Genomic DNA, 24573 nt, shown 5'->3' on the forward strand with positions numbered 1-24573 from the left:
TTATTTAATTTATTTCTATATTTTTAATCCAATTGATGGCATCTTCCATAGGTTCTTCAGAGTCTGAAAATGCTGTATTGTGACCCAAGTTTGGAAACAGTTTATAGTCATAATGTTTTCCTTTAGATTTTAAGCTATCAATATATTCGATTGATAGCTTAACAGGCACTTGAATGTCTTTGCCTCCAAAAATCCAGATTCCCGGAATTGATAATTTAGAAAGAATATCATTGGGATCTGTGTCAATAAACTCATATCTATCCGGGTCATGGAATACATGTTTTCTTGTATCTTCTTCTGAGTGCGTATCCCAAAATTTTTTATCTCCATCAGTATAAAATTGGAATCTCAATTGTTCTTTAACCGTTATAAGAGCTCCGCTAAATATCGTCATAAATTTGACTTTCTTATTTTTCTCTGCGGTCAATGGAATTATCCATCCAGCTTGACTACCTCCGATTAAACCTATTGTTATTTGATCATTTGATAAATATTTAGATAAAGTATTTACTGCAGCACTGGCATCTAAAGACAAAAGATTTAGATTTGAAAAATCAACATTGTTAGTTCCTACTTCAGGTCCTGCATATACACCAGCTGATTCTCCGACTCCACGTTTATCATACGTTAAAACTGCAATTCCATTATTGGCGAGGATCGTAGCAAAGTTTGTCATTCTTTTTTCTTGTCCAGATCCATGAACAATCACAACCGCTGCCTGTATGTTGTTAGGTGTGAAAATAGTTCCTGCGAGTGAAATTCCTTCAGTGACAAATTTTATTTCCTTAGTAGTAAAACTTGGTGGGACTGCTGATGCATAACTAGTGACAAAAAACAACAATATTAAGAGAGAATATCTACATGTTATTTTTGCTCTTAAAATGTGTTTAAAAATCACTGTTTTATTTTTCATTTTTAAATTTTATAGCTGATACCTCTTATCAAAATAATTCTTCAACAACCCAATCTGAATCAGAATCATAAAAGGAACAACCAAAAAAGCATACAATATGTTTTTTGAAATATGAATTCCGGAGAAAAATGCGAAAAGATTGTCTGCGTATGATTTTCCGATTTCCAAATTGTTTTCAGGCCCTGAAAAAAGAGAGGTATAAATTGCGATAGCTATTAAACAAATACCAATGAAAATCCAGGTAGATTTAGAGATCAAAGGTTGATAGCTTTTAATTTTGCTCTTTTCGGCCACTAAAACCTGCGCCATTATTTTTGAAGTAAAATCAATAGATGGCGACTCCAAAGTATTTTCGACCATCATTTTATCAATAAGATTTTCTATATTTTTATCGCTCTCTTTCATAACATGCTACTATTTCTGGTTCTAATTGCTTTTTCAAAATTACAGCTAATTTTTGTCGGCTTCTAAATAATTTTACTTTGACATTGTTGGCATTAATATTCATAATCTTCCCGATTTCCTCCAGGCTCTGATCTTCAAAATAAAATAAAGTGAGCAGGAAATTCTCTTCGCTCGGCAACAAATTCAAACAATTCTGAATGGTCTGCTTTCGTTCCTTATCTTCTAAAGCACTCAAAGCGTTGTCCATCGTTTTAATTAAATGTGCCGAAAATTCATCTATCGATATATTAAGATCTTCTTTTTTATTTTTCTTCAAACGATCTAAACACGTATTATATGCTATTTTATAAATCCATGTAGAAAATTTCGAATCGCCTTTAAACTTATTCAAAGAACTATAAATTTTGATAAAAGTGTCTTGTGCAACCTCTTCAGCTTCTTCTCTGTTTTTAATCATTTTCAAAGCCAAAGTAAAAATCATATCCTTATAACGATCGACCAGCACGGCAAAAGAATTGGTCTCGCCCTGCAGAATTTTATCGATATAATGTTGATCACTGATTGCACTCATATTATATAGGACGATGGTTTGTTTGTTTAGGTTACAAGAAATTTTTAAAAAAATGAAATTCCAATAAAAAAAAATCAAATTCCAATTTTCGGATACTAGCTTAGCCACAATATTGTCATCTCGACGAAGGAGAGATCACACGCGAAACTCGACAACGATTGGCGATTTACTTTGCGGAGCTTCTAGTGTGATCTCTCCTTCGTCGAGATGACAAAAATGGCAATAGCAACTTTGTAAAGATTAAAAAGATTTACAGACTAAAATTAACTGATAATCAGCAACTTTTGGAGTTTGGAATTTAAAATTTGGAATTTATTTTCAATTTCCTGTAACCTAAATAAAAAAGGTGTCGTCATATGGAGTATCAATCAATTAAAAACATAAAAAATTATGGGAGCACAAATTTTAATACCAATTAGCCTTTTCTTAATGATCTTCGGGGTTTTCTATCTTATTTATTCAACACGAAACAGAGAACGTTTAGCTCTTATAGAAAAAGGAGTCGATGCGAGTATCTTTTTAAAAGGAAGAAGTAATGGGGTTCCATCGTGGAAAATCATTATTTTAAATACTGCTTTTCTTTTAATCGGAATTGGACTTGGATTTTTTATTGCCTTATTTATTTCCACTTACACAGAAATGAATTCAGATGTTGTTTATCCTGCAACAATTATTACAATGTCAGGGGTAGGTTTACTGGTAGGGTTTAACAGAGCTAAAGATCTGGATAAAGAACAATAAGTTTTTTTTAAGTTAATATCGTTAAATAACGTATCAGGAAATAGTATCCCGATACGTTATTTTTTTATTCCATTTTTGAATCTATGGTTTCGTAATATTCATCAATAGAAAGATTGGGCTGCATGGACGCCATAACCGCCAGTTGATCGCAGCGTTCGTTTTGTGGATGATTGTTGTGGCCTTTAATCCATTTAAAATCGACCTGATGTTTGCGATAAACAATTAAAAATCGTTTCCATAAATCAGGATTTTTTCTGCCAGCGAATTTCTTTTTTTCCCAGCCTAAAACCCAGCTTTTCAAAACAGAATCTACAACGTATTTTGAATCTGAAATAACTAAAACCTTCATATTTGGGTTTTTCAGTTTCTCCAAACCAACAATCACAGCCAACAGTTCCATCCTATTATTAGTAGTCAGACGAAAACCTTCGTAATATTCTTTTTTATAAGATGTTCCAACCAATTCCATTACCACACCATAACCTCCGTTTCCGGGATTTCCTTTTGCAGCGCCATCAGTATATATGTGTACTTCGTGTTGGGTCATGTTTTATTTTTTTTCACCATATAAGTGATATAAGTTCATTTTAAACTTTCTCTACCAGCCTTTGTTCGTCATATAAGAAAAACAAGATTAGACATGCTATTATATTTACTGATATCACTTATATGGCTTAATTTTTTTGGAATTTGGAATTTATTTTTTGGAATTTTCTTTTATCGAGTCTTCCAATACAGCCTGAATAATTTCCGGAAAATATTTTTGTTCCAGTTCATGAATCTTTTCGGCTACTGTTTCCGGGGTGTCTTCCTCTGTTAAGGCTACATTTTTCTGGAAAATAATACCGCCTTCATCATAATTTTCATTTACATAATGAATTGAAATTCCGGTTTCTTTCTCCTTATTATTGACTATAGCCCTGTGTATGTGCATTCCGTACATTCCTTTACCTCCATAATTAGGTAAAAGTGCCGGATGGATGTTGATAATTTTATTAGGATATTTCTCAATTATATTTTCAGGAAACTTTAATAAAAAACCAGCCAGAACTATCAGATCCGGGTCGATTTCTTGTATTTTTTGTAAGACGTTTCGTTCTAAAAGTTCGTTTTTTGAAAAGATTTCGACTGGAATTTGATGATTTTTTGCTCTTTCGATAACTTTTGCCGAAGCATTGTTAGTAAATATTGAAACCACATTTGCAATTTTAGTTTTTGCAAAATATTTTATAATGTTTTCTGCATTAGTTCCTGATCCTGAGGCAAAAACGATAATTTTTTTCATAATCGAGTTTATTTTGAGAATGCAAAAAACGGAATAAAAATCGAAAATAAATAGTATTAAAAGGGCTTTCTTGAAATTAATTTTATAAATTAGTGTTACATTTATAAACTAAATCGTTGTTTTAAAATAAAGTTTTTTATTTTTGCCAACAAATTAAATTCTAAAATTAAAGATTATGTCAGACATTGCATCAAGAGTAAAAGCGATTATCGTAGACAAATTAGGTGTTGACGAAAACGAAGTTGTAACAGAAGCAAGCTTCACTAATGATTTAGGAGCTGACTCATTAGACACTGTTGAGCTTATTATGGAATTCGAAAAAGAATTTGATATTCAAATTCCAGACGATCAAGCAGAAAACATTGCTACTGTTGGTCAAGCTATTTCTTATATCGAGGAAGCTAAAAAATAATAATACTGCACCCGGTTTCTAAAAATACCAATTTTTGAAATTCCATATTCCGATTGGAATTTGTCTTTTGATTTTTGTAATTTCTAAGGATCGGGTGTTATTATTTTTTTTAAAATTTAAATTTCGATTGGTTTTCAATCAAAAAGATATATTTATATTGTAATGCCCATGGCTCTTAAGTAACAATACAATTAAGAAAGCGTGGGTTTTATTTGTTTAAAGTACAAAATACATATTTATGGCATTAAGGCGAGTTGTTGTAACAGGATTAGGTGCACTTACTCCTATCGGGAATAATATCCAGGATTATTGGAATGCACTTGTGAATGGGGTTAGCGGAGCGGCTCCTATAACATATTATGATACAGAGAAGCATAAAACGAAATTTGCCTGCGAAGTAAAAAACTTCAACATTGAAGACTACATGGATCGCAAGGAATCTCGTAGATTAGATAAATTTGCTCAATATGCAATTGCTGCCAGTGATGAAGCTATCAAAGATGCAGGACTTACAGATGATAATGTCGATAAAACAAGAGTTGGTGTTATCTGGGGAGCAGGAATTGGAGGTTTAGAAACTTTTCAGGAAGAAGTAATTTATTATGCTAAAGGTGACGGAACTCCAAAGTTCAATCCGTTTTTTATACCTAAAATGATTGCCGATATCGCTCCTGCGCACATTTCGATGCGTAATGGTTATATGGGTCCAAATTATACGACGGTTTCTGCGTGTGCATCTTCAGCAAATGCGCTAATTGATGCTTTCAACTACATTCGTTTAGGAATGTGCGATATTATTGTATCTGGTGGTTCTGAAGCTGCTATTACCATTGCTGGTATGGGAGGTTTTAACTCTATGCACGCTTTATCTACAAGAAACGAAAGTCCGGAAACGGCTTCAAGACCTTTTGATGCAACCAGAGATGGTTTCGTTTTAGGAGAGGGAGCAGGAGCTTTGGTTCTTGAAGATTATGAACATGCTAAAGCCAGAGGCGCAAAAATTTATTGCGAAATTGGAGGAGGCGGAATGTCATCTGATGCTTACCACTTAACAGCACCGCATCCGGAAGGAATTGGTGTTATTGCAGTAATGAAAAATACACTAAGAGATGCTGGAATGAATCCTGAAGATGTTGATCATATCAATACACACGGAACTTCTACTCCATTAGGAGATGTAGCCGAATTGAAAGCAATTAGTGCCGTATTTGGTGAGCATGCAAAAAATATCAATATTAATTCAACAAAATCAATGACAGGTCACTTACTTGGTGCTGCCGGAGCTATTGAGGCAATTGCTTCTATTTTGGCAATGCAAAACAGTATTGTTCCTCCAACGATTAACCATACTGTAGTTGATGAAAAAATTGATCCTGCATTGAACCTTACATTAAACAAACCTCAAAAAAGAGAAGTAAATGTTGCCATGAGTAATACTTTTGGTTTCGGTGGTCACAATGCTTGTGTATTGTTTAAAAAATTAGTTGACTAATTTCTGTATATGAATATTATCAAAAAAATATTTTCTAAATCCCGTTCTCTAGAAGACGGGATTTTTTTTGACACTATTCAGAAAATACTTGGTTTTCCGCCAGCAAATATTGATTTTTATAAGAAAGCATTTACGCACAGATCTTCAAATAAATTAGATCAGGCTGGACATCCAATTAATTATGAGCGATTAGAATTTTTAGGAGATGCTATGTTAAGTGCGGTAATTGCTGCGCATTTATTTAACAAAGCACCTAATGGTGATGAAGGTTATCTGACCAAAATGCGTTCAAAAATTGTAAGTCGTGAGCATTTGAATGAATTAGGTAAAGATTTGAATTTAGTGCGCTTTGTAGAGAGTAAAGTGCCTATTCAGCATTTTGGAGAAAATATTCATGGTAATATTTTTGAATCGCTTATTGGAGCTATTTACCTGGATAAAGGATATTCTTTTTGCGAAAAATTTATACAAAAAAGAGTAGTTACTCCTTATGTCGATATTGCCCGACTTGAAGGAAAGGTAATTAGTTATAAAAGTTTAGTTATTGAATGGTGTCAGAAAGAGAAGAGAGTCTTTCATTATGACATTTTTGAAGATAATGGTATTGACGGACAACGCCTGTTCGGTGTCAAATTAAGTATAGACGATAAAGTAATCGCAAGAGCGCGAGCAACTTCAAAAAAGAAAGCAGAAGAAAAAGCATCACAAAGAGCTTATTTTGCATTTCAGGAAAAAATAGATAAGAAATAACTACAAAAATACAGTTACTTTCTTAAAGCTATAACGTTTTCGTTTATAAATTAACAAAAACAAGCACATCTTAACTATTGATGGTCCGTTAGAAATAGTATATTTACACCTTGATTTTTCATGATATGGCTATTCATAGATTGGATTTAGACGAATTTGACGAGATTGATTATTATTTAATGGCAATTCATACTTCATTAGAAGATTATAGACTGGCCTATTTTATCAATAAAAACCTTCCGATAAACTTAAGTAAGAGCAAAAACGAGATCCATGCTCAGACTAAGGAAGGCGAAGCAAATTTTTCCAGATTTTATTACTATGATTTCGAAAAAGCCATTTCCTGGAATTTGATTCAGAATAAAAATGAAATCATTTCTGTGAGTACGAATGATTTCCAGAATTTGTTTTCTCATGAAACAAGTGAGGTTTCGACAACAATTCATTTACTTCCTGAATTCAAAAAGGTAGATTTTTTCCTGAAAATAGACAATAGCGATGAGGTTGTCGATTTTTCAGAAATTCAGCAACAACTAAATTCAATAGAAAGTATTGCAGCAATATATGCTGTGGATACCAATAAAATAAAATCAAAAAACAATCTAATTTTTTAAAAAAAATGTTAACAAACAAGAAAACCAAAATTGTTGCTACTCTAGGGCCTGCATGTAGTACGAGAGAGATTATCAAGGATATGATCGACGCGGGGGTTAATGTGTTTAGAGTGAATTTTTCGCATGCTGATTACGAAGGAGTAAAAGATAAAATTAATATTATTAGAGGCCTTAACGAAGAGTTTGGTTACACAACTGCAATCCTTGGAGATTTGCAGGGACCAAAACTTAGAGTTGGTGTAATGGAAGAGGGAACTGTAGTTCAAGATGGTGATCTAATTACATTTACAACTGCAGAAGATATTTTAGGAACTGCTTCTAAAGTATTCATGAAGTATCAAAATTTCCCAAATGATGTTAATCCGGGTGAGCGTATTTTGCTTGATGACGGAAAACTTATTTTCGAAATTATTTCTACTGACAAAAAAACAGAAGTTGTTGCTAAGGTTGTTCAGGGTGGAGAATTAAAATCTAAAAAAGGGGTTAATCTTCCAAACACAAAAATTTCATTACCAGCTTTAACTGAAAAAGATATCGCAGATGCAATTTTTGCTATTGAACAAAAAGTAGACTGGATCGCACTTTCATTTGTAAAGACACCTCGCGATTTACAAGATTTACAAGAATTGATTGCTAAGCATTCTGATGTTAAAATTCCAATCGTTGCTAAAATTGAAATGCCGGAAGCTCTTGAAAACATCGATAAAATTATTGCATATTGTGATGGTCTTATGGTTGCTCGTGGAGATTTAGGAGTTGAACTTCCTGCACACGAAGTGCCATTGGTACAAAAAGATTTAATTCGCAGAGCTAAAACGGCAAGAATTCCTGTTATCGTTGCTACACAAATGATGGAAACAATGATTACAAGCTTAACGCCAACAAGAGCTGAAGTAAATGACGTTGCAAACTCTGTAATGGATGGAGCTGATGCTGTAATGTTGTCTGGAGAAACTGCTACAGGAAATTATCCGGTACAAGTAATCCAGAAAATGACTCAAATTTGTGAGGCTGTTGAGGATTCTCCGCTAATTCAGGTTCCACAAAACACACCACAAATTAAAACAAAACGTTTTGTTACTAAAACAGTTTGTCACCAGGCAGCTTTATTAGCAAATGAAATCAAAGCAAAAGCAATTTGTACTTTAACAAATAGCGGTTATACAGCTTTCCAGATTTCGGCTTGGAGACCATCTTCTCATATTTTAGTGTTTACTTCAAACAAAAGAATCTTAACGCAATTGAATTTATTATGGGGAGTTAAATCATACTTCTATGATAAAGACGAAAGTACAGATGATACTGTAACTGATGTTAACGAAATCGCAAAACAAAAAGGATACGTTGTAAAAGGTGATTATTTAATTAACCTTGCAGCAATGCCAATTAAAGAAAAAGGAATGGTTAATACCATGAGAGTTTCTGAAATAGAATAATTTTCTTTTTAAGATTATAATTTACAAAGCCATTCGATACGTCGAATGGTTTTTTTTGGTTTAAATTTTAATGAATTTTGATTGTATGTTTTTAAACAATATGGCATAAATCTTCATTTCCGTCTTATTTACTTCCCCTCAAAAACGATAAACTGTTTAATTTTATCAAAAAACACACTTCTTTTTTAAATTTTGAAGAGAAAATTGGATTTCAACAATGGTGTTTTTTTAACACTTATTTGTACTTCTTCCATAAATTCTAAAATATAAGAATCGAAGGAGAACAAGCTTTCGGAAGTCCGCCATTTTATCTTTTGCCCGGAATCAATTTAAGAGGAATTCCAGCGGCCAGATACATGGGAAAAACAAGTATAGTTACTGAAGCCGAATTTAGATGGGATTTGTACAGAAGATGGAGTCTTATGGCTTATGGTGGTGTGGCGAGCGCTTTTAATGATTGGGATCAGGCTTTTGCGAAACCCGTTGTGTACAGTTACGGATCTGGATTCAGGTATTTACTGGCTCGTAAATTCAAATTACGAATGGGTGTAGATGTGGCAAAAGACCCGGAACAATGGGCTTATTATATTGTTTTTGGAAGCAATTGGATGCGATAAATCTTTAGAATATATAAAAACAAAACCCCGACAAGAATCATTTTGTCGGGGTTTTGTTTGGGAAATGGTTTCTATTTGTTATTGTTTGAATTCGCTTACTTGTATAACTACAGCAAGAAGACGACATTCTTTTGAATGTTTAATAAGATCATCCAAAATTATCTTATTATCTAATTAACCCATTTTCTAATTAATTTCTCTTTTGCATATTTTGTAGGTTTTTATAGATTAATAAAAACATTGTGTAAAAATTAACGGCAAAGCGTTAGTTTTATTAGTTAATATTTAATTGATTTGTAACAAAAATTAATTAAAGGTTACTAATAAGTTAACTATTTAAATCATTGATTATGTATAAAATTACGATGAAATCAGTTTTTGTAGCATCAGCATTTTTGGTTGGTGTAAGCAGCTGTTTTGCACAAGATGTTTTAGTAAACTCACTAAAGCTGAATGCGAGTGATAAAAGTAAAGAGAACTTTAAATTCACAGAGCAAATTAACCTTGGAACAACTTCGGTAAAAACACAAGGTTCTTCAGGAACATGCTGGAGTTATTCTACAAACTCATTTTTAGAATCAGAAATGATTCGTTTGGGGAAACAACCTGTAGAATTATCTCAGATTTATTCAGCAAGAAATGTATATGTAGAAAAAGGAATTAATTATGTGCGTATGCATGGCGCTGTGACTCTTGGTGACGGAGGTGCGTTGCATGACGTAATCAATATGTACAAAAAATACGGAACAGTTCCGAGAGAAGTTTACACAGGATTAAACTACGGAACTGATAAAAATAAATTTGGAGAAATGGCAGCACTTATCGAAGGCGTTTTGGGTGCTGTAGTTAAAAATCCAAATGGAGAATTGACTCCGAACTGGCAAAAAGCGTATGCTGCAGTAATCGATTCTTATTTAGGAAAAGTGCCGGAAAACTTTACATACAAAGGAAAAAATTATACGCCACAAACTTTCGCTAAAGAAGTAGTGGGAATTAATCCTGATGAATATGTAGAAATGTCTTCGTTTACAACTTCTCCATATTACCAAAAAACAACCATGATGGTGCCGGACAACTGGTCGTTTGATCAGGTTTACAACGTAAAAGTAAATGACATGACTGATGTTATTGATAATGCATTGAAAAAAGGATACACAGTAGCATGGGCAACAGATGTGAGCGAGAAAAGCTTTAGCTGGAAAAATGGTGTAGCGTATGTTCCGACAAAGAAATTTGATGATATGACCGCTGAAGAAAAAGCAGACATGTTCAACGGGCCAAAACCAGAACCGGAAATTACTCCGGAAATGCGTCAGGCTGCATTTGATAATTACACCACAACAGACGATCACGGAATGCATATTATTGGTTTAGCCAAAGATCAAACCGGAAGAGAATATTACATCGTAAAAAATTCGTGGGGGGAAACAAACGACTACAAAGGTTTCTTGTTTGTAACCAAAAATTTCGTAAAATATAAAACCACTGCTTTAATGGTAAATAAAGGCGGAATTCCAACTGACATTGCTAAGAAGTTAGGAGTTTAGTTTTAGATTGGTTTTTAAAAATAGAAAAAGCGCTGCAAGTAAAATTGTGAGCGCTTTTTTTTGTGATTTAGTGGCAACTAGACAAATAAAAATGAGAACAATGTTTTTATCCGTTTTCATTTTTAGATTAATAATGAATGTTTTTATTTAAAAAACAGCACTTAAACGTTTTTTAAGGTCGTTTACGGGAATAATAAAATATAAAAAGGAACTATAAGTACCTTTAAGTTAATATTTTAATGTTCAGAATAAATTAATCTAATCATCATGAAAACTTATGCAGCAAATTTTACACTAATTGCATGTGTTTTTTCTTTTAGCTGTTTTTGTTTTGCACAGCGTGCTGCTCCTAACACTCCTGTCATTGCACCAATAGCAAATGCACATTCACAATCTGACAACAAATCTGATAATGATCTTGTGCTGGATTATTATCATGTGGAAGAAACTATTAATATGACATTCGGAAGAAGAGTGATCAAATATGAAGTTTCAAAATTAGACATGGTTAATACCTATGATCTTGGTCCAAATAACACCAGAACTGTTACAGCCGTTTATCGAAAAGCCAAAGTAAAACCAACAGAAATCGCTCTGCTGTCAAAAACAATTACAGATACAGTTCCATCGACAATTAAGCCAGTTAAAGTTGAAGTGATTCCTCCGGCGCAAAAAGCAAAATATCTTATTGTAAACCGCACAAAAACCTATATGCAAGTTATAGATAAAGGTTATGCGTCTGCAGATATGCTCAAAAAAGTGGCAGATCAACATTATTTTGATGGAGAAATGAATGAAGCTGCAAAATTTTATGCACAGTTGCTTGAAATGTCTCCAGATATAGAGCCATCCTATTATTATAGATATGCCCAATCATTAAAAGAAATTGGTCAGCCAGAAAAAGCCAATGAAATGATGGTAGTATTTGAAAGTAAAAACATAGTCAATAAAATTGCGAAAGAATAGTTCCACGTGCCCCCAGAGCGAGGAAAAAGACTATCATGAAAGTGGTGGTCTTTTTTTAAGCTCTAATTTATCATTTTAAATTCCAACACACATACTGTTTAACCGCAATGTTCGCAAAGGGCGTACGCAATGAACAGCTTTGCGAACTCACTAAAGATCCTGCAAACACAGCAGAAAAAAAACCTTTGCGAGCTTTGCGGTAAAATTTTTACTGCTCCACAGGTTTTCGTAGCGATCCAAAGTATGTTCTATTTGTGTAAATGTTGGAGCTTATTAAAAAGACTATCATGAAAATGATAGTCTTTTTAATAAGCTCCCTCTCTTGGGCCCGAACCAACCCCGATAGCTATCGGGGCTCTGATTAACAGTTTACTTATATCTTTCTTTGAGTTTGATAATTATGTCTGGGATACTTAATAAGATTTTCAATATTTAAGCCCTGGGTTCTGTTTTCGCACGGTATTTTTAGAAATAATACCCAATCTTCAGCATTTGCTGTGAATTTGTGAGATTCAGCATTTTTATGAAATTCAATTCGGGCATCGAAATCAGATGTGTATCCAATGTAAAATCGGTTTAATTTAATTGAATGTAGAATGTAAACACAATTCATATTAGGGTAAATTATAAACAAAAAAAATACCACTTACGAAAGTAAGTGGTATTTTATAAGCTCCCTCTCTTGGGCTCGAACCAAGGACCCTCTGATTAACAGTCAGATGCTCTAACCAACTGAGCTAAGAAGGAATCACCTTAAAGGTAAATATGTTTGCTGAAAAAAGTTGCTCCCCCTCTTGGGCTCGAACCAAGGACCCTCTGATTAACAGTCAGATGCTCTAACCAACTGAGCTAAGGAGGAAGTTGTTGCTCTTTTTAGCGAGTGCAAATATAGTTGATTTTTTAATTTCCCAAAAATATTTTCACACTTTTTCTCAATTATTTTTACGGCTTCATTATTGCCTTGTAGATATCGTTTCCGTTAGCGAACAAAAGTAGTGCGATAAGTAGAACGAAACCAACCATTTGGGCGTTTTCAAGGAATTTATCACTTGGTTTTTTACCACTAATTATTTCGTACAATAAAAACATCACATGACCACCATCAAGTGCCGGAATTGGCAATAAATTCATAACTCCAAGCATAATTGATAATAAAGCAGTGATTGACCAGAAGGTTTCCCAGCTCCATGAATTCGGAAAAATGTTGAAAATCGCCGCAAATCCACCTACTTGTTTGTATGCTTTTGTCTCTGGATTAAAAATCATTTTCAATTGTTTTCCGTAACTTACTAATTGGTCTTTACCTTTTGTCAGTCCAACCGGAATAGATTCAGCAAAATTATATTCTTTTGTACTGATTTTATAGTAACCTAATTTTTGTAATGATTTAATGTCTAAACCACCAGGAATAACCCCAAGTTTTCCGTCTGCAGAAACTTTAACATTAACTGTAGTTTGTTTTAAATCACGCAAAACAACTGCAAGAATCGTTTTTCCTTTGTTAGCGTTTAAAATCACTTTTACCTGATCATAATACTTTGCTTCCTGACCATTTAATGTTACAAATAAATCTTTTGGTTTCAGAGAAGTGTTTTTAGAACTTTCATCCAAACCTCCAACAGCGAAAGGCATTCTAGGGCTTATCAATAAACCTTTTTCATGTTTTGATAACTTGTCAACAAAATCTGTAGGTATTTTGACAGTTTGCTGTTGTCCGTTTCTGTCAATCAAAATTTCTTTAGCCATGATGACTTTCATGTTAGTGTCGTCGTCAAAATTTTCGATTTTTTGACCATCGATAGAAATTATTTTATCGCCAGTTTTTATTCCAACATTTTCAATTGCAGGATTGGTTACCCAAACACCATCTTTTAAATCAGCATTTGCAACGTAAGTTTCACCGTAAACAAACGCCATTCCGATATAAATAATGAAAGCCAATATAAAGTTTACTGTAACACCACCCAACATAATGATCAAACGTTGCCAGGCTGGTTTAGAACGGAATTCCCACGGTTGAGGTGGTAATGCCATTTGTTCTTTGTCCATACTTTCGTCGATCATCCCTGAAATTTTCACATAACCTCCCAATGGAAGCCATCCGATTCCGTATTCTGTTTCTCCAATTTTCTTTTTTAACAGAGAATATTTAACATCAAAAAATAAGTAAAATTTTTCGACTCTGGTTTTAAATAATTTTGCAGGGATAAAATGCCCTAATTCGTGAAGAATAATAAGTAAAGATAAACTCAATAGAAATTGAGAGAGTTTGATAACTATATCCATTTTGTATTTTTAGTTCGTAATTTAACGCACAAAAGTAACGTTTCTATTTTAATTTGATAGTGCAATATAAGACATAAGGTTTTAAATGTTTGTTAATTAATAAACATTTAGATTTCTACTTTTAACAAGAAGCTTTAACTTTACTTTTTTAAGCACTATCTCACTCAATTGGTAGTGTAAAACCATCAAAAGTTACATTATATGGCTTCATTATTATTTTCTCCACTTACTATAAAAAAAATTACATTAAAAAATAGAATCGTTATTTCGCCAATGTGTCAATATTCTTCCGTTGACGGATTTGCAAATGATTGGCATTTGGTGCATCTCGGAAGCCGTGCCAGTGGAGGCGTGGGTTTAATCATTCAGGAAGCCACAGCCGTTTCTCCTGAAGCGCGAATCTCTCCTTCAGATCTTGGAATTTGGAAAGACGAACACATCGAAAAACTAAAACAAATCAACAAATTTATCGTTTCTCAAAATTCGATTCCCGGAATTCAATTGGCACACGCAGGACGAAAAGCGAGTGTTTCAGCTCCTTGGGAAGGCAATAAAAAGTTAGATTTCGCTCAAGGCGGATGGCAGACGGTTTCTTCAAGTGCGATTCCGTATCATGATGATGAACCGTTTCTTCCAACAGCTTTAGATGAAAACGGAATCCAAAAAGTAATTTCCGATTTTAAATCGGCAACCAAAAGAGCCGTTGAAGCGGGATATCAGGTTTTAGAAATTCATGGTGCGCACGGCTACTTGTTGCATCAGTTTCTTTCTCCTTTAACTAATAACAGAACCGATGCATACGGAGGAAGTTTCGAAAACAGGATCCGTTTTACTTTAGAAATTGTACAAGTAGTTCAGTCAGAATGGCCTTCAGACTTACCTTTATTTGTCCGAATCTCAGCTACTGATTGGGCAGAAGGTGGCTGGAATCCGGAGGAATCAGTAAAACTTTCCGAAATCTTAAAAGAAAAAGGAGTAGATTTAATTGATGTTTCGTCAGGCGGATTAGTTTCGCATCAGCAAATTCCGTTACATCCAAATTATCAGGTTCCGTTTGCTGAGAAAATCAAAAAAGAAGCAAATGTTTTAACAGGAGCAGTTGGTTTAATAACGCATGCCATACAAGCCGAAGAAATTTTAAATAACAATCAGGCCGATTTGATTTTATTTGCCAGAGAATCTTTAAGAAATCCTAACTTGCCGTTAGATTTCGCCAGAGATTTAAACGAAGATATTCAATGGCCAAAACAATACGAACGAGCTAAAATAAATAAACCATAAGGTTTTTATTTGAACCATTAAGACATTAAGTTTCATTAAGCTTTGAACTTAATTTTTCTTAATCTCTTAACGGTTAGAAAACAATAAAATGTGAAATTAATTCAAATCACAATGATATTAGGTTTCATTAAGCAGCTAAACTTAATTTTCTTAATATCTTAATGGTAAAAAAAAAATTAAAATTTATTTTAATAAATACAGAACAATGCAAAAAATTAGAACAGCACTATTATCATACGGAATGTCGGGGAAAGTTTTTCACGCTCCATTTTTAGATATTCATCCCGGATTTGAATTATTAGGTTCCTGGGAAAGAAGTAAAAATCTCATTCAGGAAGATTATCCTTATGTAAAAAGTTATCCAACAATCGATGATTTATTAGCAGACGATGTCGATTTGGTAATCATAAACACGCCAGTTGGAACACATTATGAATATGCTAAAAAAGTGCTTTTGGCCGGAAAACATGCCGTTGTCGAAAAAGCCTTCACAACAACGGTTGCTGAAGCTGAAGAATTAGCTTCAATTGCAAAAGAAAAAGGATTAAAATTAGCCGTTTTCCAAAACAGAAGATGGGACAGTGATTTTAAAACCATTCAGAAAATAATTCAAGATGGTGTCTTGGGAGATTTGGTTGAAGCCGAATTCCATTTTGACAGATATAACCCAATATTGAGTCCGAAAGCCCATAAAGAAACAGCCAATGATGGTGCCGGAATCTTAAAAGATTTAGGGCCGCATTTAATCGATCAGGCAGTTTGTTTGTTTGGTTCGCCAAAATCTGTTTTTGGAGATATTCGTTACACCAGAGAAAATTCTTTGGTTGATGACTGGATCGATTTAGTATTGATTTATGAAAATTTCAGAGTACGTTTAAAAGCAGGTTTCTTTGTGAGAGAAGCCTATCCTGCGTATACAATTCACGGTAAAAAAGGTTCTTTCCTAAAACCGCGAGGTGATGTTCAGGAAGATGAATTAAAAATTGGTAAAAAACCAAATTTAGAATCGTGGGGAACAGAACCTGAAGACCTTCAGGGGCTTTTGCATACAGAAATTAATGGGGAAGTAATCCGAGAAAAAATACCAACGCTTCAGGGAAATTATTTCTCATTTTTTGATGGTGTTTATGATTGTATTGTAAACAATAAAACAGAACCCGTTACCGCACAGGATGGCGTAAAAGTAATGCAGATTATCGAAGCGGCTATTGCGAGTAATGCACAACAGAGGTTAATTAACTTATAGATTTAAACACATAGAGACATAGTTTTCTGTGTCTACAGAAGGCGTTTCGCTTGCTTAAAAACACATAGCTATGTGTCTTTTTGACAAGTGAAACGCCTTTTTTATAGTTGGAGAATAAATCTATGTTTCTATGTGTTTAAAACTTTTGTAGCGTTGTAACTTATAAACATATAACGTTATAAATTGAGGAACTGGTGGTCTTCGTTAGTGGGTAAAGTCATTTTTTGTATTTTTATAGTAGAAATCCAAAAAAGCATTATTTTGATCAACTTCAATCCGTTATCACTTTTCCAAACTAAAGGAAAAATTAAGAAAGTCTATAGAGAAGCAAAAGCTTCTTATTTAAACCGAATTCGTTTTGCTGTTGGAATGTTTTATTTCGGAATGGGGTTAAGTTTTGCAACCTGGGCAAGTCGAATTCCGGATATAAAAACCGCTTTGCATTTGACCGAAGGAGATTTAGGATCTATACTTTTTGCACTACCGATGGGACAATTAGCCATTATGCCTTTTTCAGGAAAAATGGTAACCAAATTTGGAAGCCACCGCATTTTGGTTTTCTCCCTAATAATGTATGTTTTTTGTTTAGCCAATTTAGGCTTGGCAACAACAGCATTACAATTATCTTTAGGTTTATTTTTGTTTGGCCTGTTCGGAAACTTGGCGAACATTGCCGTAAATACGCAGGGTGTCTATACAGAAGTACTTTTCAAAAAAACGATAATGTCAGCTTTTCACGGTATGTGGAGTTTTGCCGGATTTACCGGAGCTTTGGTAGGTTTAGGAATGTTAGCTTTAAAACTGTCGCCGTTGCATCACTTTATAATTGTAGGTGCCATTGTGCTTTTGATGGTTGCATTTAATTTTAATTTTTTGGTCAGAGCCAAAGAAAAAATCAAGCATAAAACAGAGAAGAAAAAAATATTTGTAAAGCCAGACACAACCCTATTATGGCTTGGTGTTATTGGTTTTTGCAGTATGGCGAGTGAAGGTGTAATGTTTGACTGGAGTGGTGTATATTTTAAAGATATTGTAAAAGCGCCCGGAGCGTTAGTAATTTTAGGATATACTTCGTTTATGATTATGATGGCCAGCGGACGTTTCTTAGGAGACAATCTTATTAACAAATTTGGCCGCGAACGCGTAATGCAAATCAGTGGGGTTATGATTTCTGCCGGACTTTTTACAGCTGTTTTTCTTCCTTATATTATTCCGTGTACGATTGCTTTTATGGCTGTTGGTTTGGGAGTTGCGACTATTGTTCCTACGGTTTATAGCATAGCAGGAAAAAATCCTACAGTACCACCCGGTGAAGCGTTAACGATAGTTTCAAGTGTTAGCTTTCTTGGTTTCTTAATGGGACCTCCGGTAATTGGACATATTGCTCAAAATTTCGGACTTCAGTTTTCGTTTGCTTTTATCGGAATCTTTGGCGTTCTGATCGCTTTTATGGTATCTAAAATTAGAACGACAGCTTAAAATTTAGCTCCTAAAAAAACAAAAAATAGGCAAAGCTACATAATTAATTTCAAATTTCAATTAAAACATTAGTAGGAATTTATTTATATTTATAAATATTTTACTTTCATTATTACTTATTTATGGCTGTAATAATGATATTGAAACTCCCAAATTAGATTGTACGCAACCTGATTTGACAGTCAATAAAACAGTAGAAAAAGTGCATGATTTTGCAGGTACGGTTGCAAAACAATATGTCTATGATGATATTATAGAAGCTTATGTAGTGTCAAGTGATGAGGATGGTAATTTTTTCAAGACCATTTCGTTTCAGACTTTGGCAAAAGAAAGAATTTCTGCAATCGGTTTTAGTGTTCCCGTAGATGCTTCAAACACTTACATTGATTATCGTGTGGGAAATAAAGTATTTGTAAAACTTAAAAATCAGTTTACAGATTTATTTTATGGCGGACTGCGAATAGGTAGTCTGAATGTGAGTAATGCCGGAGATCCTACTATTGGCAGAATTTCGCAGAATGATTATAAAAATGTATTGAATGCTTCTTGTACAATTGTTGATAAAAAGCTATTGGTTAAGAAAATTTCTATTGAAGAAGCATTAGATGATAATAAATTAAATACGTTGATAGAACTTACCGATGTAGAATTTACAGAAGCGGCGTTGGGTCGTCATTATTTTGAAGAAACTAATAATGTTGGAGGTTCGACAAATTGGAATTTAAGGGATAAAACAGGCAATCAGATTATTTTCAGGACCAGTAGTTTTGCCAGTTTTTCAGATCAATTGGTTCCCGAAGGAAGTGGGACGGTACGTGGTATTTTGACAAAATTTGGTTCTGATTATCAAATGGTGATTCGGTCAAAAGAAGATGTTGTCATGAATAGAAAGAGAAATGTTCCGTTTTTTGCCGAAGATTTTCAAATGGTAAAGAACAATGTAAATTTTACATTACCCGGTTGGAGCAATATTGTAGAAAAAGCATCAAAATTATGGAAAAGCATGGTTTATGGAGGGAATGGTTATGCAGAGTTTAATACGACAAGTACAACAGCTGCTGAGAATATTGCCTGGCTGGTTTCTCCTAAAATTAATATGACAAGTTATAAAAATGCAGTATTATCTTTTAGAAGTGCACAACATGATTTGAAGATGGATTCTCCATTGAATGCATTGGAAGTTTATGTTTCTACCAATTTCGACGGCTCGAATGTTACGAAGGCAAATTGGAAAAAATTAGAAGCAAAATTTCCTTCTTTATCAACGCCGCCCCGCGCTTTTATAAGTTCCGGAGCAATTGATTTATCTGCTTATTCAGGAAATATTCATATTGTATTTAAATATATTGGTTCAGGGAAAGACAAAACTTTAAATGGTGCTTTCATGGTTGATGACATTAAAATTTTTGGCGAAAAGTAGGTTGTGTTTTTTTTTAAAATGAATTTAAAGTGTTGGTTTTTTGGGCGATAATTTAATAGTGTATTTTTTTTGAGATTTAAGCTATTAAAATTTGATGGAATTTTGTATTTTGGTCATCCCAAATTGATACTTAAAATTATGAAAACCTACTTTATCGCCATCATGATGATGGTACTTCCATGCTTAGTGCATAGCCAGGACGACACTGCTCCTGTTCGTTTAAAACAAATCAATATTGTAAAAACAAATTACCAGAACTCTACAGATGGTGAAATTATAAATAAAACTGTAGTGTTTAAAGATGGAAAAATACAAACCATTACCACTTCAGATGTTGTACAGCATTTTTTTTACAATAAAGCCGGACTGCTAGACATGACCGTAAAAGATAAAGTTGGAAGCGACTGGAAAGAAGTTGTAAACTACACTTATGATGCAGACAATAATATTACAAAATTTGTAAAAAAATACCAGGAAGGGCCGGATTACATTACTAAAGTAGTGACTTTTGGCTATGAAGGAGCGAGAATAAAAGTAACAACTAAAAAAAGTACCAACCATCAAAATTTACTTGATGATATTGAATATATTGTTGAAAACGGTATTATTGTAAGACGTACTTCACGTGATAAAAACAAACAGATTATTGGTAAAATAGAGTATGTTTATACGAATGATAATGTGGTAAGACACAAAGGTCTGGTGGGAGATAAAATCTCTAAAACCTATACTTTTGATGATAAAAAATCGGTAGATCAACTTATTGTTCAGAGCTTGTTTGGCGATAATTATAAAGTAATTGTACCAATGATTTCGTATCACGAAGATGAGTTTAGCTTTGAAGCAATATCCTATAATAACGAAGTGAATTTTAGCCCTTCGTCTACAGCTTTGGTTGCTGTAAGCAGAAAGTATAAATACAACAAATTGAATTTTCCAATTTTCTGTACTCAAATTGAAGAGAACGGAATTGTAAAAACAGAGAAAACATTTATTTACGAATAAAACTGTACTTTCAGTTTTTCTTAAAACCATTTAGAAATTAACTTTCTAAATGGTTTTGTTTTTTAGAATGGGTAAAATTCTTAAATAGAACTTAAAAACAGAATTCTATAAGGGTTAGTGTCCTACAAATCATTAAATTTGCACCTTATTCAAAGCTATGTTAGAAAAAGAAGTTATAAATTTTGAGAGAACGGCCATTGTTGGTATTGTAACTCAAAATCAAAGTGAGGAAAAACTTAACGAATATCTTGACGAATTGGAGTTTTTAACTTACACCGCTGGAGGTAAAGTTATCAAGCGCTTTTCACAAAAAATGGAACGCCCGAATCCAAAAACTTTTATGGGAACGGGAAAAATTGAAGAAATCAATCTTTTTGTAAAAGAAAACGATATATCGACTTTAATTTTTGATGATGAATTGTCGCCTTCACAACAAAAAAATATCTCTAAAATTATAGATTGTAAAATCTTAGACAGAACCAATTTGATTCTGGATATTTTTGCGCAAAGAGCCGAAAGCTCTTATGCCAGAACTCAGGTTGAGTTGGCGCAATGTATCTATTTATTGCCAAGGCTTTCTGGGTTATGGACACACCTTGAGCGTCAAAAAGGAGGTATTGGTATGCGTGGACCCGGGGAAACGGAAATCGAAACAGATAGACGTATTGTCCGTGACAGGATTTCGTTACTGAAAGAAAAAATCAAAACGATCGATAAACAAATGGGTGTTCAGCGTAGCAATCGTGGTGCGATGGTACGTGTGGCTCTGGTTGGTTACACCAATGTTGGAAAATCGACTTTGATGAATGCGGTTGGAAAAAGTGATGTTTTTGTTGAAAATAAATTATTCGCAACACTGGATACAACAGTTCGAAAAGTAGTGATTAAAAACTTGCCGTTTTTGCTTTCAGATACTGTAGGTTTTATTAGAAAATTGCCAACGCAATTGGTAGATTCTTTCAAAAGTACATTAGATGAGGTTCGTGAAGCCGATTTACTATTGCATATTGTAGATATTTCGCATCCTGATTTTGAGGACCATATTGCATCTGTAAATCAGACTTTACAAGATATCAAGGCACATGAGAAACCTGTAATTATGGTTTTTAATAAAATTGATGCCTATAAGCATTTGACGATCGATGAAGATGATTTAATGACGGAGAAAACGCCAAGACATTATACGCTTGACGAATGGAAAGCAACCTGGATGCATCGTTTGGGAGAAGAAAATGCATTGTTTATTTCGGCTACCAATAAAGAAAATTTTGAGGAATTTAGAGAAAGAGTTTACGAAGCAGTTCGCCAGATTCATATTACCAGATTCCCTTATAATAAGTTTTTGTATCCGGATTATAAAGATGCAATCGAAAAAGATGACGAAAAAGACGAGGAATAAATAAAACCTTACCGCAAAGAGCGCAAAGTTTTTATACAAGTATCATAAACACAAAGTTCGCAAAGCTAGATCAACATCCAGCTTTGCGAACTTTTTTTATAAATTAAGCTTTGCAAAAAGAAATCTTTGCGCTCTTTGCGGTAAAATTTAATATTAAAATCCGAAATTAAGCCCTAAACCAAATACTTCTCTGGTTTGAAGACCCTTATAGGCATTGTCATCATAAATGGCCTGAAAGGATAAATTAGCGGACAAAAATTTGTTGACTTTCATGATAATATTCAGTGAGTAATCGATATCAACATTTTGAGGATCTTCTAAATAATTAGAATATAAATTCAAAGTATTTTCGGCTGTTACGTTAGTCATAATCGCGAGTTTGTAATATAAGGAAGCATAGAAACCCAGTTCGTAACGCATACTTTTACCCTCATCAACGCCAAAATACTCTCCGTCTACATAAGGCAATCCAGTTAGTTGATTTATTCCTGTTGTATAAGCGCTGTCTACAAAAGTGAATTTTGAAGTAAGTGGTGCAAAGTTAATTTTTAGATTAGCATCTTTTGTCCAGTAAATTCCCGGACCAGTTGTTAGATAACCCGGAGACATAAACTTGGTGCGCTCGGTTCTGATTTCTTTTCCGTTAGGATCCTGACTATAAATGTAACCTGTTGAAAACTGAGTTCTAAAATTCAGAAAATAAGAGTAATACCATTGTCCAAATGCTTTTTTCCCTACTATTGAGTTGAATTCTAAACGGTCATCTGTTTTTTTTGTGAAGTCATCATTCTTGGTCTGTAAAAGTCCGTAGGAAGCAAGAATTTTATTGTCCCAAGTTATATCGTTTTTTTTGTAATTGAAATCGTAATTGATTCCGAGAGTTCCTGAAAAGCTGTCTTCACCTCCGGAAATCCAGTTGTTAAAACTCGATTGATTTAATAAAAGTGAAACAGTTCCCTTTGTCTTCCAACCTTCTCCTTCAATAGTATCGTTAATTTTTTTTACTGCTTTTTCAGTATTCTGAATTAATTCTTTTTCGGAATTTTGGGCTTGTACAAAAGTAAAGTTTACTAAAATGAAAAGTAATAACGTTAGCTTTCTCATAGTCTTTAGTTTAGAAGTGTATTAACAAATATACTAAAAACCGTTAAAAGGTTCGGTATTAATTGATCGTAAAAGAAAGTTATTTCTTAGTTTCTTTGTACAAAGGAACCGCTGAACAAGCCTCTCCGTACATAATGCTTCTGGCAAAAGGTTGCAGATAGGTTGTCGCTAATATATACGCACGCATTGGTACAGGTTTTCTCGAACAGCCTTTTACGATAACAGGTTTGTTTTTGTAGATAGAATAATCAAGCTTGCTTAAAAGCTCTTCGTATAAACTTGCATCTAAATCTTCGATAGTTCCGTTGACTACTTTCTTAGCATAAGGCGCCAACTGAACGGCTACTAAAATGAAAGACCAAGCCGGAACAATAGCATCAGTACTGCAATTTACAGCTACATATTGATCCTGATATTGCGACCAATTATGATTTTTTAAATGCTCTCTAAAGTCTTTTTCTTTCAATAAAAAACCTTCTAAAAGCCATTGCGAAATGTCAATTTGCACTCGCATTCCCTTTGGATAATAATCTTCCAAATCAAACACTTCTAAGGCGCTATTGGCAACTTTATTGATGATTTCTTCCATAAATGAAGTCTTAAAGTCCAATGTCGAAAGTCATAAAGTCTTTACTTGTAGACTTTATGACTTTTGACTTTATGACTAATTTAAAGCATTCCTAATTCTAATTTTGCTTCTTCGCTCATTAAATCTTTGCTCCAGGGCGGATCGAAAGTAATTTCAACATCCACATCTTTAATATGTTCGATTGTTTTTACTTTTTCTTCCACTTCTCTGGGTAAACTTTCCGCAACCGGACAGTTTGGAGAGGTTAATGTCATTAAGATTTTTACTTCATAATCTGTGTTAACCATTACGTCGTAAATTAATCCTAATTCATAAATATCTACAGGAATCTCCGGATCGTAAATGCCTTTTAAAACTTTTACAATAGATTCTCCTAATTCGTTTGTGTCAATTTCTTGTTCCATTTTGTTTTGTTTTTCTTTCACCATATAAGTGATTATAAGTTCATTTAAATACGGTGTTTTTTTCTAACCATTAAGATATTAAGAAAAATTAAGTTTTATTTTAATGATGCTTAATTCTAATTTTTAGAATGTTAAGAAAATTAAGTTTACTTCTTAATGAAACTTAATATCTTAATGGTTTAAATTAATTTTTATTCTTTGAGTTAAAAGCCAAAGCGTACATTTTAATGTTTTTAATCATCGACACCAATCCGTTTGCACGTGTTGCAGATAAGTGTTCTTTTAAACCAATTTCATCAATAAATTGAGTGTCGGCATTTATGATATCTTCCGCCTTTTGATTCGAGAATGCACGGATTAAAATCGCAATTATTCCTTTGGTTAAAATTGCATCACTGTCTGCGGTAAAGATAATTTTATCGTCCTTTTGCTCACCATGCAACCAAACTTTCGATTGGCATCCTTTGATTAAATTCTCGTCAGTTTTGTATTCTTCATTGATTAACGGAAGACTTTTTCCTAATTCGATGATGTACTCGTAACGTTGCATCCAATCATCGAACATTGAGAATTCGTCTATTATTTCGTTTTGTATCTCTTTTATTGTCATA

Annotated in this window: 26 protein-coding genes and 2 tRNA genes; 15 read left to right on the forward strand and 13 right to left on the reverse strand. The window is 33.6% G+C overall.

What is annotated here, in order from left to right:
• Positions 1 to 4: 4 nt before the first annotated feature.
• Genes ASC72_RS08100 through ASC72_RS08110 form a run of 3 tightly spaced genes read right to left on the reverse strand, consistent with a single transcriptional unit; the run spans position 5 to position 1889 of the window.
• Positions 5 to 913, reverse strand: coding sequence for a S9 family peptidase (locus ASC72_RS08100; RefSeq protein WP_082564274.1), 909 nt, complete (start codon positions 911 to 913; stop codon positions 5 to 7).
• A gap of 9 nt (positions 914 to 922) precedes the next feature.
• Positions 923 to 1318, reverse strand: a complete 396-nt coding sequence (locus ASC72_RS08105) for a hypothetical protein (protein ID WP_056189512.1) — start codon at positions 1316 to 1318, stop codon at positions 923 to 925.
• Positions 1302 to 1889 carry an RNA polymerase sigma factor gene (locus ASC72_RS08110; RefSeq protein WP_056189515.1) on the reverse strand — a complete coding sequence of 196 codons (588 nt, stop codon included), beginning with the start codon at positions 1887 to 1889 and terminating at the stop codon, positions 1302 to 1304. Before ASC72_RS08110 ends, ASC72_RS08105 begins: the two co-directional genes overlap by 17 nt.
• A gap of 390 nt (positions 1890 to 2279) precedes the next feature.
• Here ASC72_RS08110 and ASC72_RS08115 point away from each other — a divergent pair, with 390 nt between their 5' ends.
• Positions 2280 to 2630, forward strand: coding sequence for a DUF6249 domain-containing protein (locus tag ASC72_RS08115; protein ID WP_056189518.1), 351 nt, complete (start codon positions 2280 to 2282; stop codon positions 2628 to 2630).
• A 64-nt stretch (positions 2631 to 2694) separates the two neighbouring features.
• Here ASC72_RS08115 and rnhA read toward each other — a convergent pair whose 3' ends face one another.
• Both rnhA and purN read right to left on the reverse strand, forming a co-directional pair.
• Positions 2695 to 3177 (reverse strand): ribonuclease HI, encoded by a 483-nt coding sequence (rnhA, locus tag ASC72_RS08120; RefSeq protein ID WP_056189521.1) that lies wholly within the window; start codon positions 3175 to 3177, stop codon positions 2695 to 2697.
• A 150-nt stretch (positions 3178 to 3327) separates the two neighbouring features.
• The gene (gene purN, locus ASC72_RS08125) at positions 3328 to 3915 is read right to left on the reverse strand and encodes a phosphoribosylglycinamide formyltransferase (protein WP_056189524.1); all 588 of its coding nucleotides are present in this window, start codon (positions 3913 to 3915) and stop codon (positions 3328 to 3330) included.
• A 175-nt stretch (positions 3916 to 4090) separates the two neighbouring features.
• Between purN and ASC72_RS08130 the strand changes: the two genes are divergently transcribed.
• The 8 genes from ASC72_RS08130 (at position 4091) to ASC72_RS08165 (ending at position 11749) form a co-directional block, all read left to right on the forward strand.
• Positions 4091 to 4327, forward strand: coding sequence for an acyl carrier protein (locus ASC72_RS08130; protein WP_007137004.1), 237 nt, complete (start codon positions 4091 to 4093; stop codon positions 4325 to 4327).
• A 238-nt stretch (positions 4328 to 4565) separates the two neighbouring features.
• Positions 4566 to 5819: a beta-ketoacyl-ACP synthase II gene (gene fabF / locus ASC72_RS08135; protein ID WP_056189526.1), complete on the forward strand. Its 1254-nt coding sequence runs from the start codon at positions 4566 to 4568 to the stop codon at positions 5817 to 5819.
• Between the two features lie 9 nt (positions 5820 to 5828).
• Positions 5829 to 6569 (forward strand): ribonuclease III, encoded by a 741-nt coding sequence (gene rnc / locus ASC72_RS08140; protein WP_056189529.1) that lies wholly within the window; start codon positions 5829 to 5831, stop codon positions 6567 to 6569.
• Between the two features lie 125 nt (positions 6570 to 6694).
• The gene (locus tag ASC72_RS08145) at positions 6695 to 7183 is read left to right on the forward strand and encodes an IPExxxVDY family protein (RefSeq protein WP_056189533.1); all 489 of its coding nucleotides are present in this window, start codon (positions 6695 to 6697) and stop codon (positions 7181 to 7183) included.
• Positions 7184 to 7188: 5 nt separating this feature from the next.
• Entirely contained in the window at positions 7189 to 8619 is a 1431-nt protein-coding gene (pyk, locus tag ASC72_RS08150) for a pyruvate kinase (protein WP_056189538.1), read from the forward strand.
• A gap of 314 nt (positions 8620 to 8933) precedes the next feature.
• A complete protein-coding gene (locus ASC72_RS08155; RefSeq protein WP_056189540.1) occupies positions 8934 to 9236 on the forward strand; it encodes a hypothetical protein in 303 nt (100 codons plus the stop codon).
• Positions 9237 to 9586: 350 nt separating this feature from the next.
• On the forward strand, positions 9587 to 10783 hold the full coding sequence (locus tag ASC72_RS08160) for an aminopeptidase C (protein ID WP_056189542.1): 1197 nt from the start codon (positions 9587 to 9589) through the stop codon (positions 10781 to 10783).
• 267 nt (positions 10784 to 11050) lie between these two features.
• Entirely contained in the window at positions 11051 to 11749 is a 699-nt protein-coding gene (locus ASC72_RS08165) for a hypothetical protein (protein ID WP_056189543.1), read from the forward strand.
• Between the two features lie 373 nt (positions 11750 to 12122).
• Here the strand turns inward: ASC72_RS08165 and ASC72_RS08170 are convergent, their stop codons facing one another.
• The 4 genes from ASC72_RS08170 to rseP form a co-directional block, all read right to left on the reverse strand.
• Positions 12123 to 12362 carry a GIY-YIG nuclease family protein gene (locus ASC72_RS08170; RefSeq protein ID WP_241775662.1) on the reverse strand — a complete coding sequence of 80 codons (240 nt, stop codon included), beginning with the start codon at positions 12360 to 12362 and terminating at the stop codon, positions 12123 to 12125.
• A 60-nt stretch (positions 12363 to 12422) separates the two neighbouring features.
• Positions 12423 to 12496: transfer RNA gene (locus ASC72_RS08175), tRNA-Asn, on the reverse strand.
• A gap of 38 nt (positions 12497 to 12534) precedes the next feature.
• Positions 12535 to 12608 (reverse strand) — tRNA-Asn (locus ASC72_RS08180).
• An 83-nt stretch (positions 12609 to 12691) separates the two neighbouring features.
• Positions 12692 to 14035 carry an RIP metalloprotease RseP gene (gene rseP, locus ASC72_RS08185; protein WP_056189546.1) on the reverse strand — a complete coding sequence of 448 codons (1344 nt, stop codon included), beginning with the start codon at positions 14033 to 14035 and terminating at the stop codon, positions 12692 to 12694.
• Between the two features lie 201 nt (positions 14036 to 14236).
• On the opposite strand from rseP, the gene ASC72_RS08190 reads away from it, so the two are divergent.
• From ASC72_RS08190 to hflX, 6 genes are all read left to right on the forward strand, one after another.
• Positions 14237 to 15316, forward strand: a complete 1080-nt coding sequence (locus tag ASC72_RS08190; RefSeq protein WP_056189548.1) for an NADH:flavin oxidoreductase/NADH oxidase — start codon at positions 14237 to 14239, stop codon at positions 15314 to 15316.
• Between the two features lie 205 nt (positions 15317 to 15521).
• Positions 15522 to 16562 carry a Gfo/Idh/MocA family oxidoreductase gene (locus ASC72_RS08195; protein ID WP_056189551.1) on the forward strand — a complete coding sequence of 347 codons (1041 nt, stop codon included), beginning with the start codon at positions 15522 to 15524 and terminating at the stop codon, positions 16560 to 16562.
• 261 nt (positions 16563 to 16823) lie between these two features.
• Positions 16824 to 18041, forward strand: coding sequence for an MFS transporter (locus ASC72_RS08200; RefSeq protein WP_082564275.1), 1218 nt, complete (start codon positions 16824 to 16826; stop codon positions 18039 to 18041).
• 175 nt (positions 18042 to 18216) lie between these two features.
• A complete protein-coding gene (locus ASC72_RS08205; protein ID WP_371258447.1) occupies positions 18217 to 19461 on the forward strand; it encodes a DUF5689 domain-containing protein in 1245 nt (414 codons plus the stop codon).
• 138 nt (positions 19462 to 19599) lie between these two features.
• Positions 19600 to 20466, forward strand: coding sequence for a hypothetical protein (locus tag ASC72_RS08210; RefSeq protein ID WP_056189556.1), 867 nt, complete (start codon positions 19600 to 19602; stop codon positions 20464 to 20466).
• A 157-nt stretch (positions 20467 to 20623) separates the two neighbouring features.
• Positions 20624 to 21865, forward strand: coding sequence for a GTPase HflX (hflX, locus tag ASC72_RS08215; RefSeq protein ID WP_056189559.1), 1242 nt, complete (start codon positions 20624 to 20626; stop codon positions 21863 to 21865).
• Positions 21866 to 22018: 153 nt separating this feature from the next.
• Here hflX and ASC72_RS08220 read toward each other — a convergent pair whose 3' ends face one another.
• The 4 genes from ASC72_RS08220 to ASC72_RS08235 all read right to left on the reverse strand — a co-directional run bounded on the left by ASC72_RS08220 (position 22019) and on the right by ASC72_RS08235 (position 24572).
• Complete coding sequence (locus ASC72_RS08220; protein ID WP_056189563.1) at positions 22019 to 22969, reverse strand: DUF3078 domain-containing protein; 951 nt, start codon at positions 22967 to 22969, stop codon at positions 22019 to 22021.
• A 79-nt stretch (positions 22970 to 23048) separates the two neighbouring features.
• Positions 23049 to 23558, reverse strand: coding sequence for a DUF2480 family protein (locus ASC72_RS08225; protein WP_056189565.1), 510 nt, complete (start codon positions 23556 to 23558; stop codon positions 23049 to 23051).
• A gap of 80 nt (positions 23559 to 23638) precedes the next feature.
• Positions 23639 to 23962, reverse strand: a complete 324-nt coding sequence (locus ASC72_RS08230; RefSeq protein WP_053472865.1) for an SUF system Fe-S cluster assembly protein — start codon at positions 23960 to 23962, stop codon at positions 23639 to 23641.
• A gap of 184 nt (positions 23963 to 24146) precedes the next feature.
• On the reverse strand, positions 24147 to 24572 hold the full coding sequence (locus ASC72_RS08235) for a SufE family protein (RefSeq protein ID WP_056189567.1): 426 nt from the start codon (positions 24570 to 24572) through the stop codon (positions 24147 to 24149).
• Position 24573: the final 1 nt, after the last annotated feature.

The sequence above is a fragment of the Flavobacterium sp. Root420 genome, from assembly GCF_001427905.1.
Classification (GTDB): Bacteria; Bacteroidota; Bacteroidia; order Flavobacteriales; family Flavobacteriaceae; genus Flavobacterium.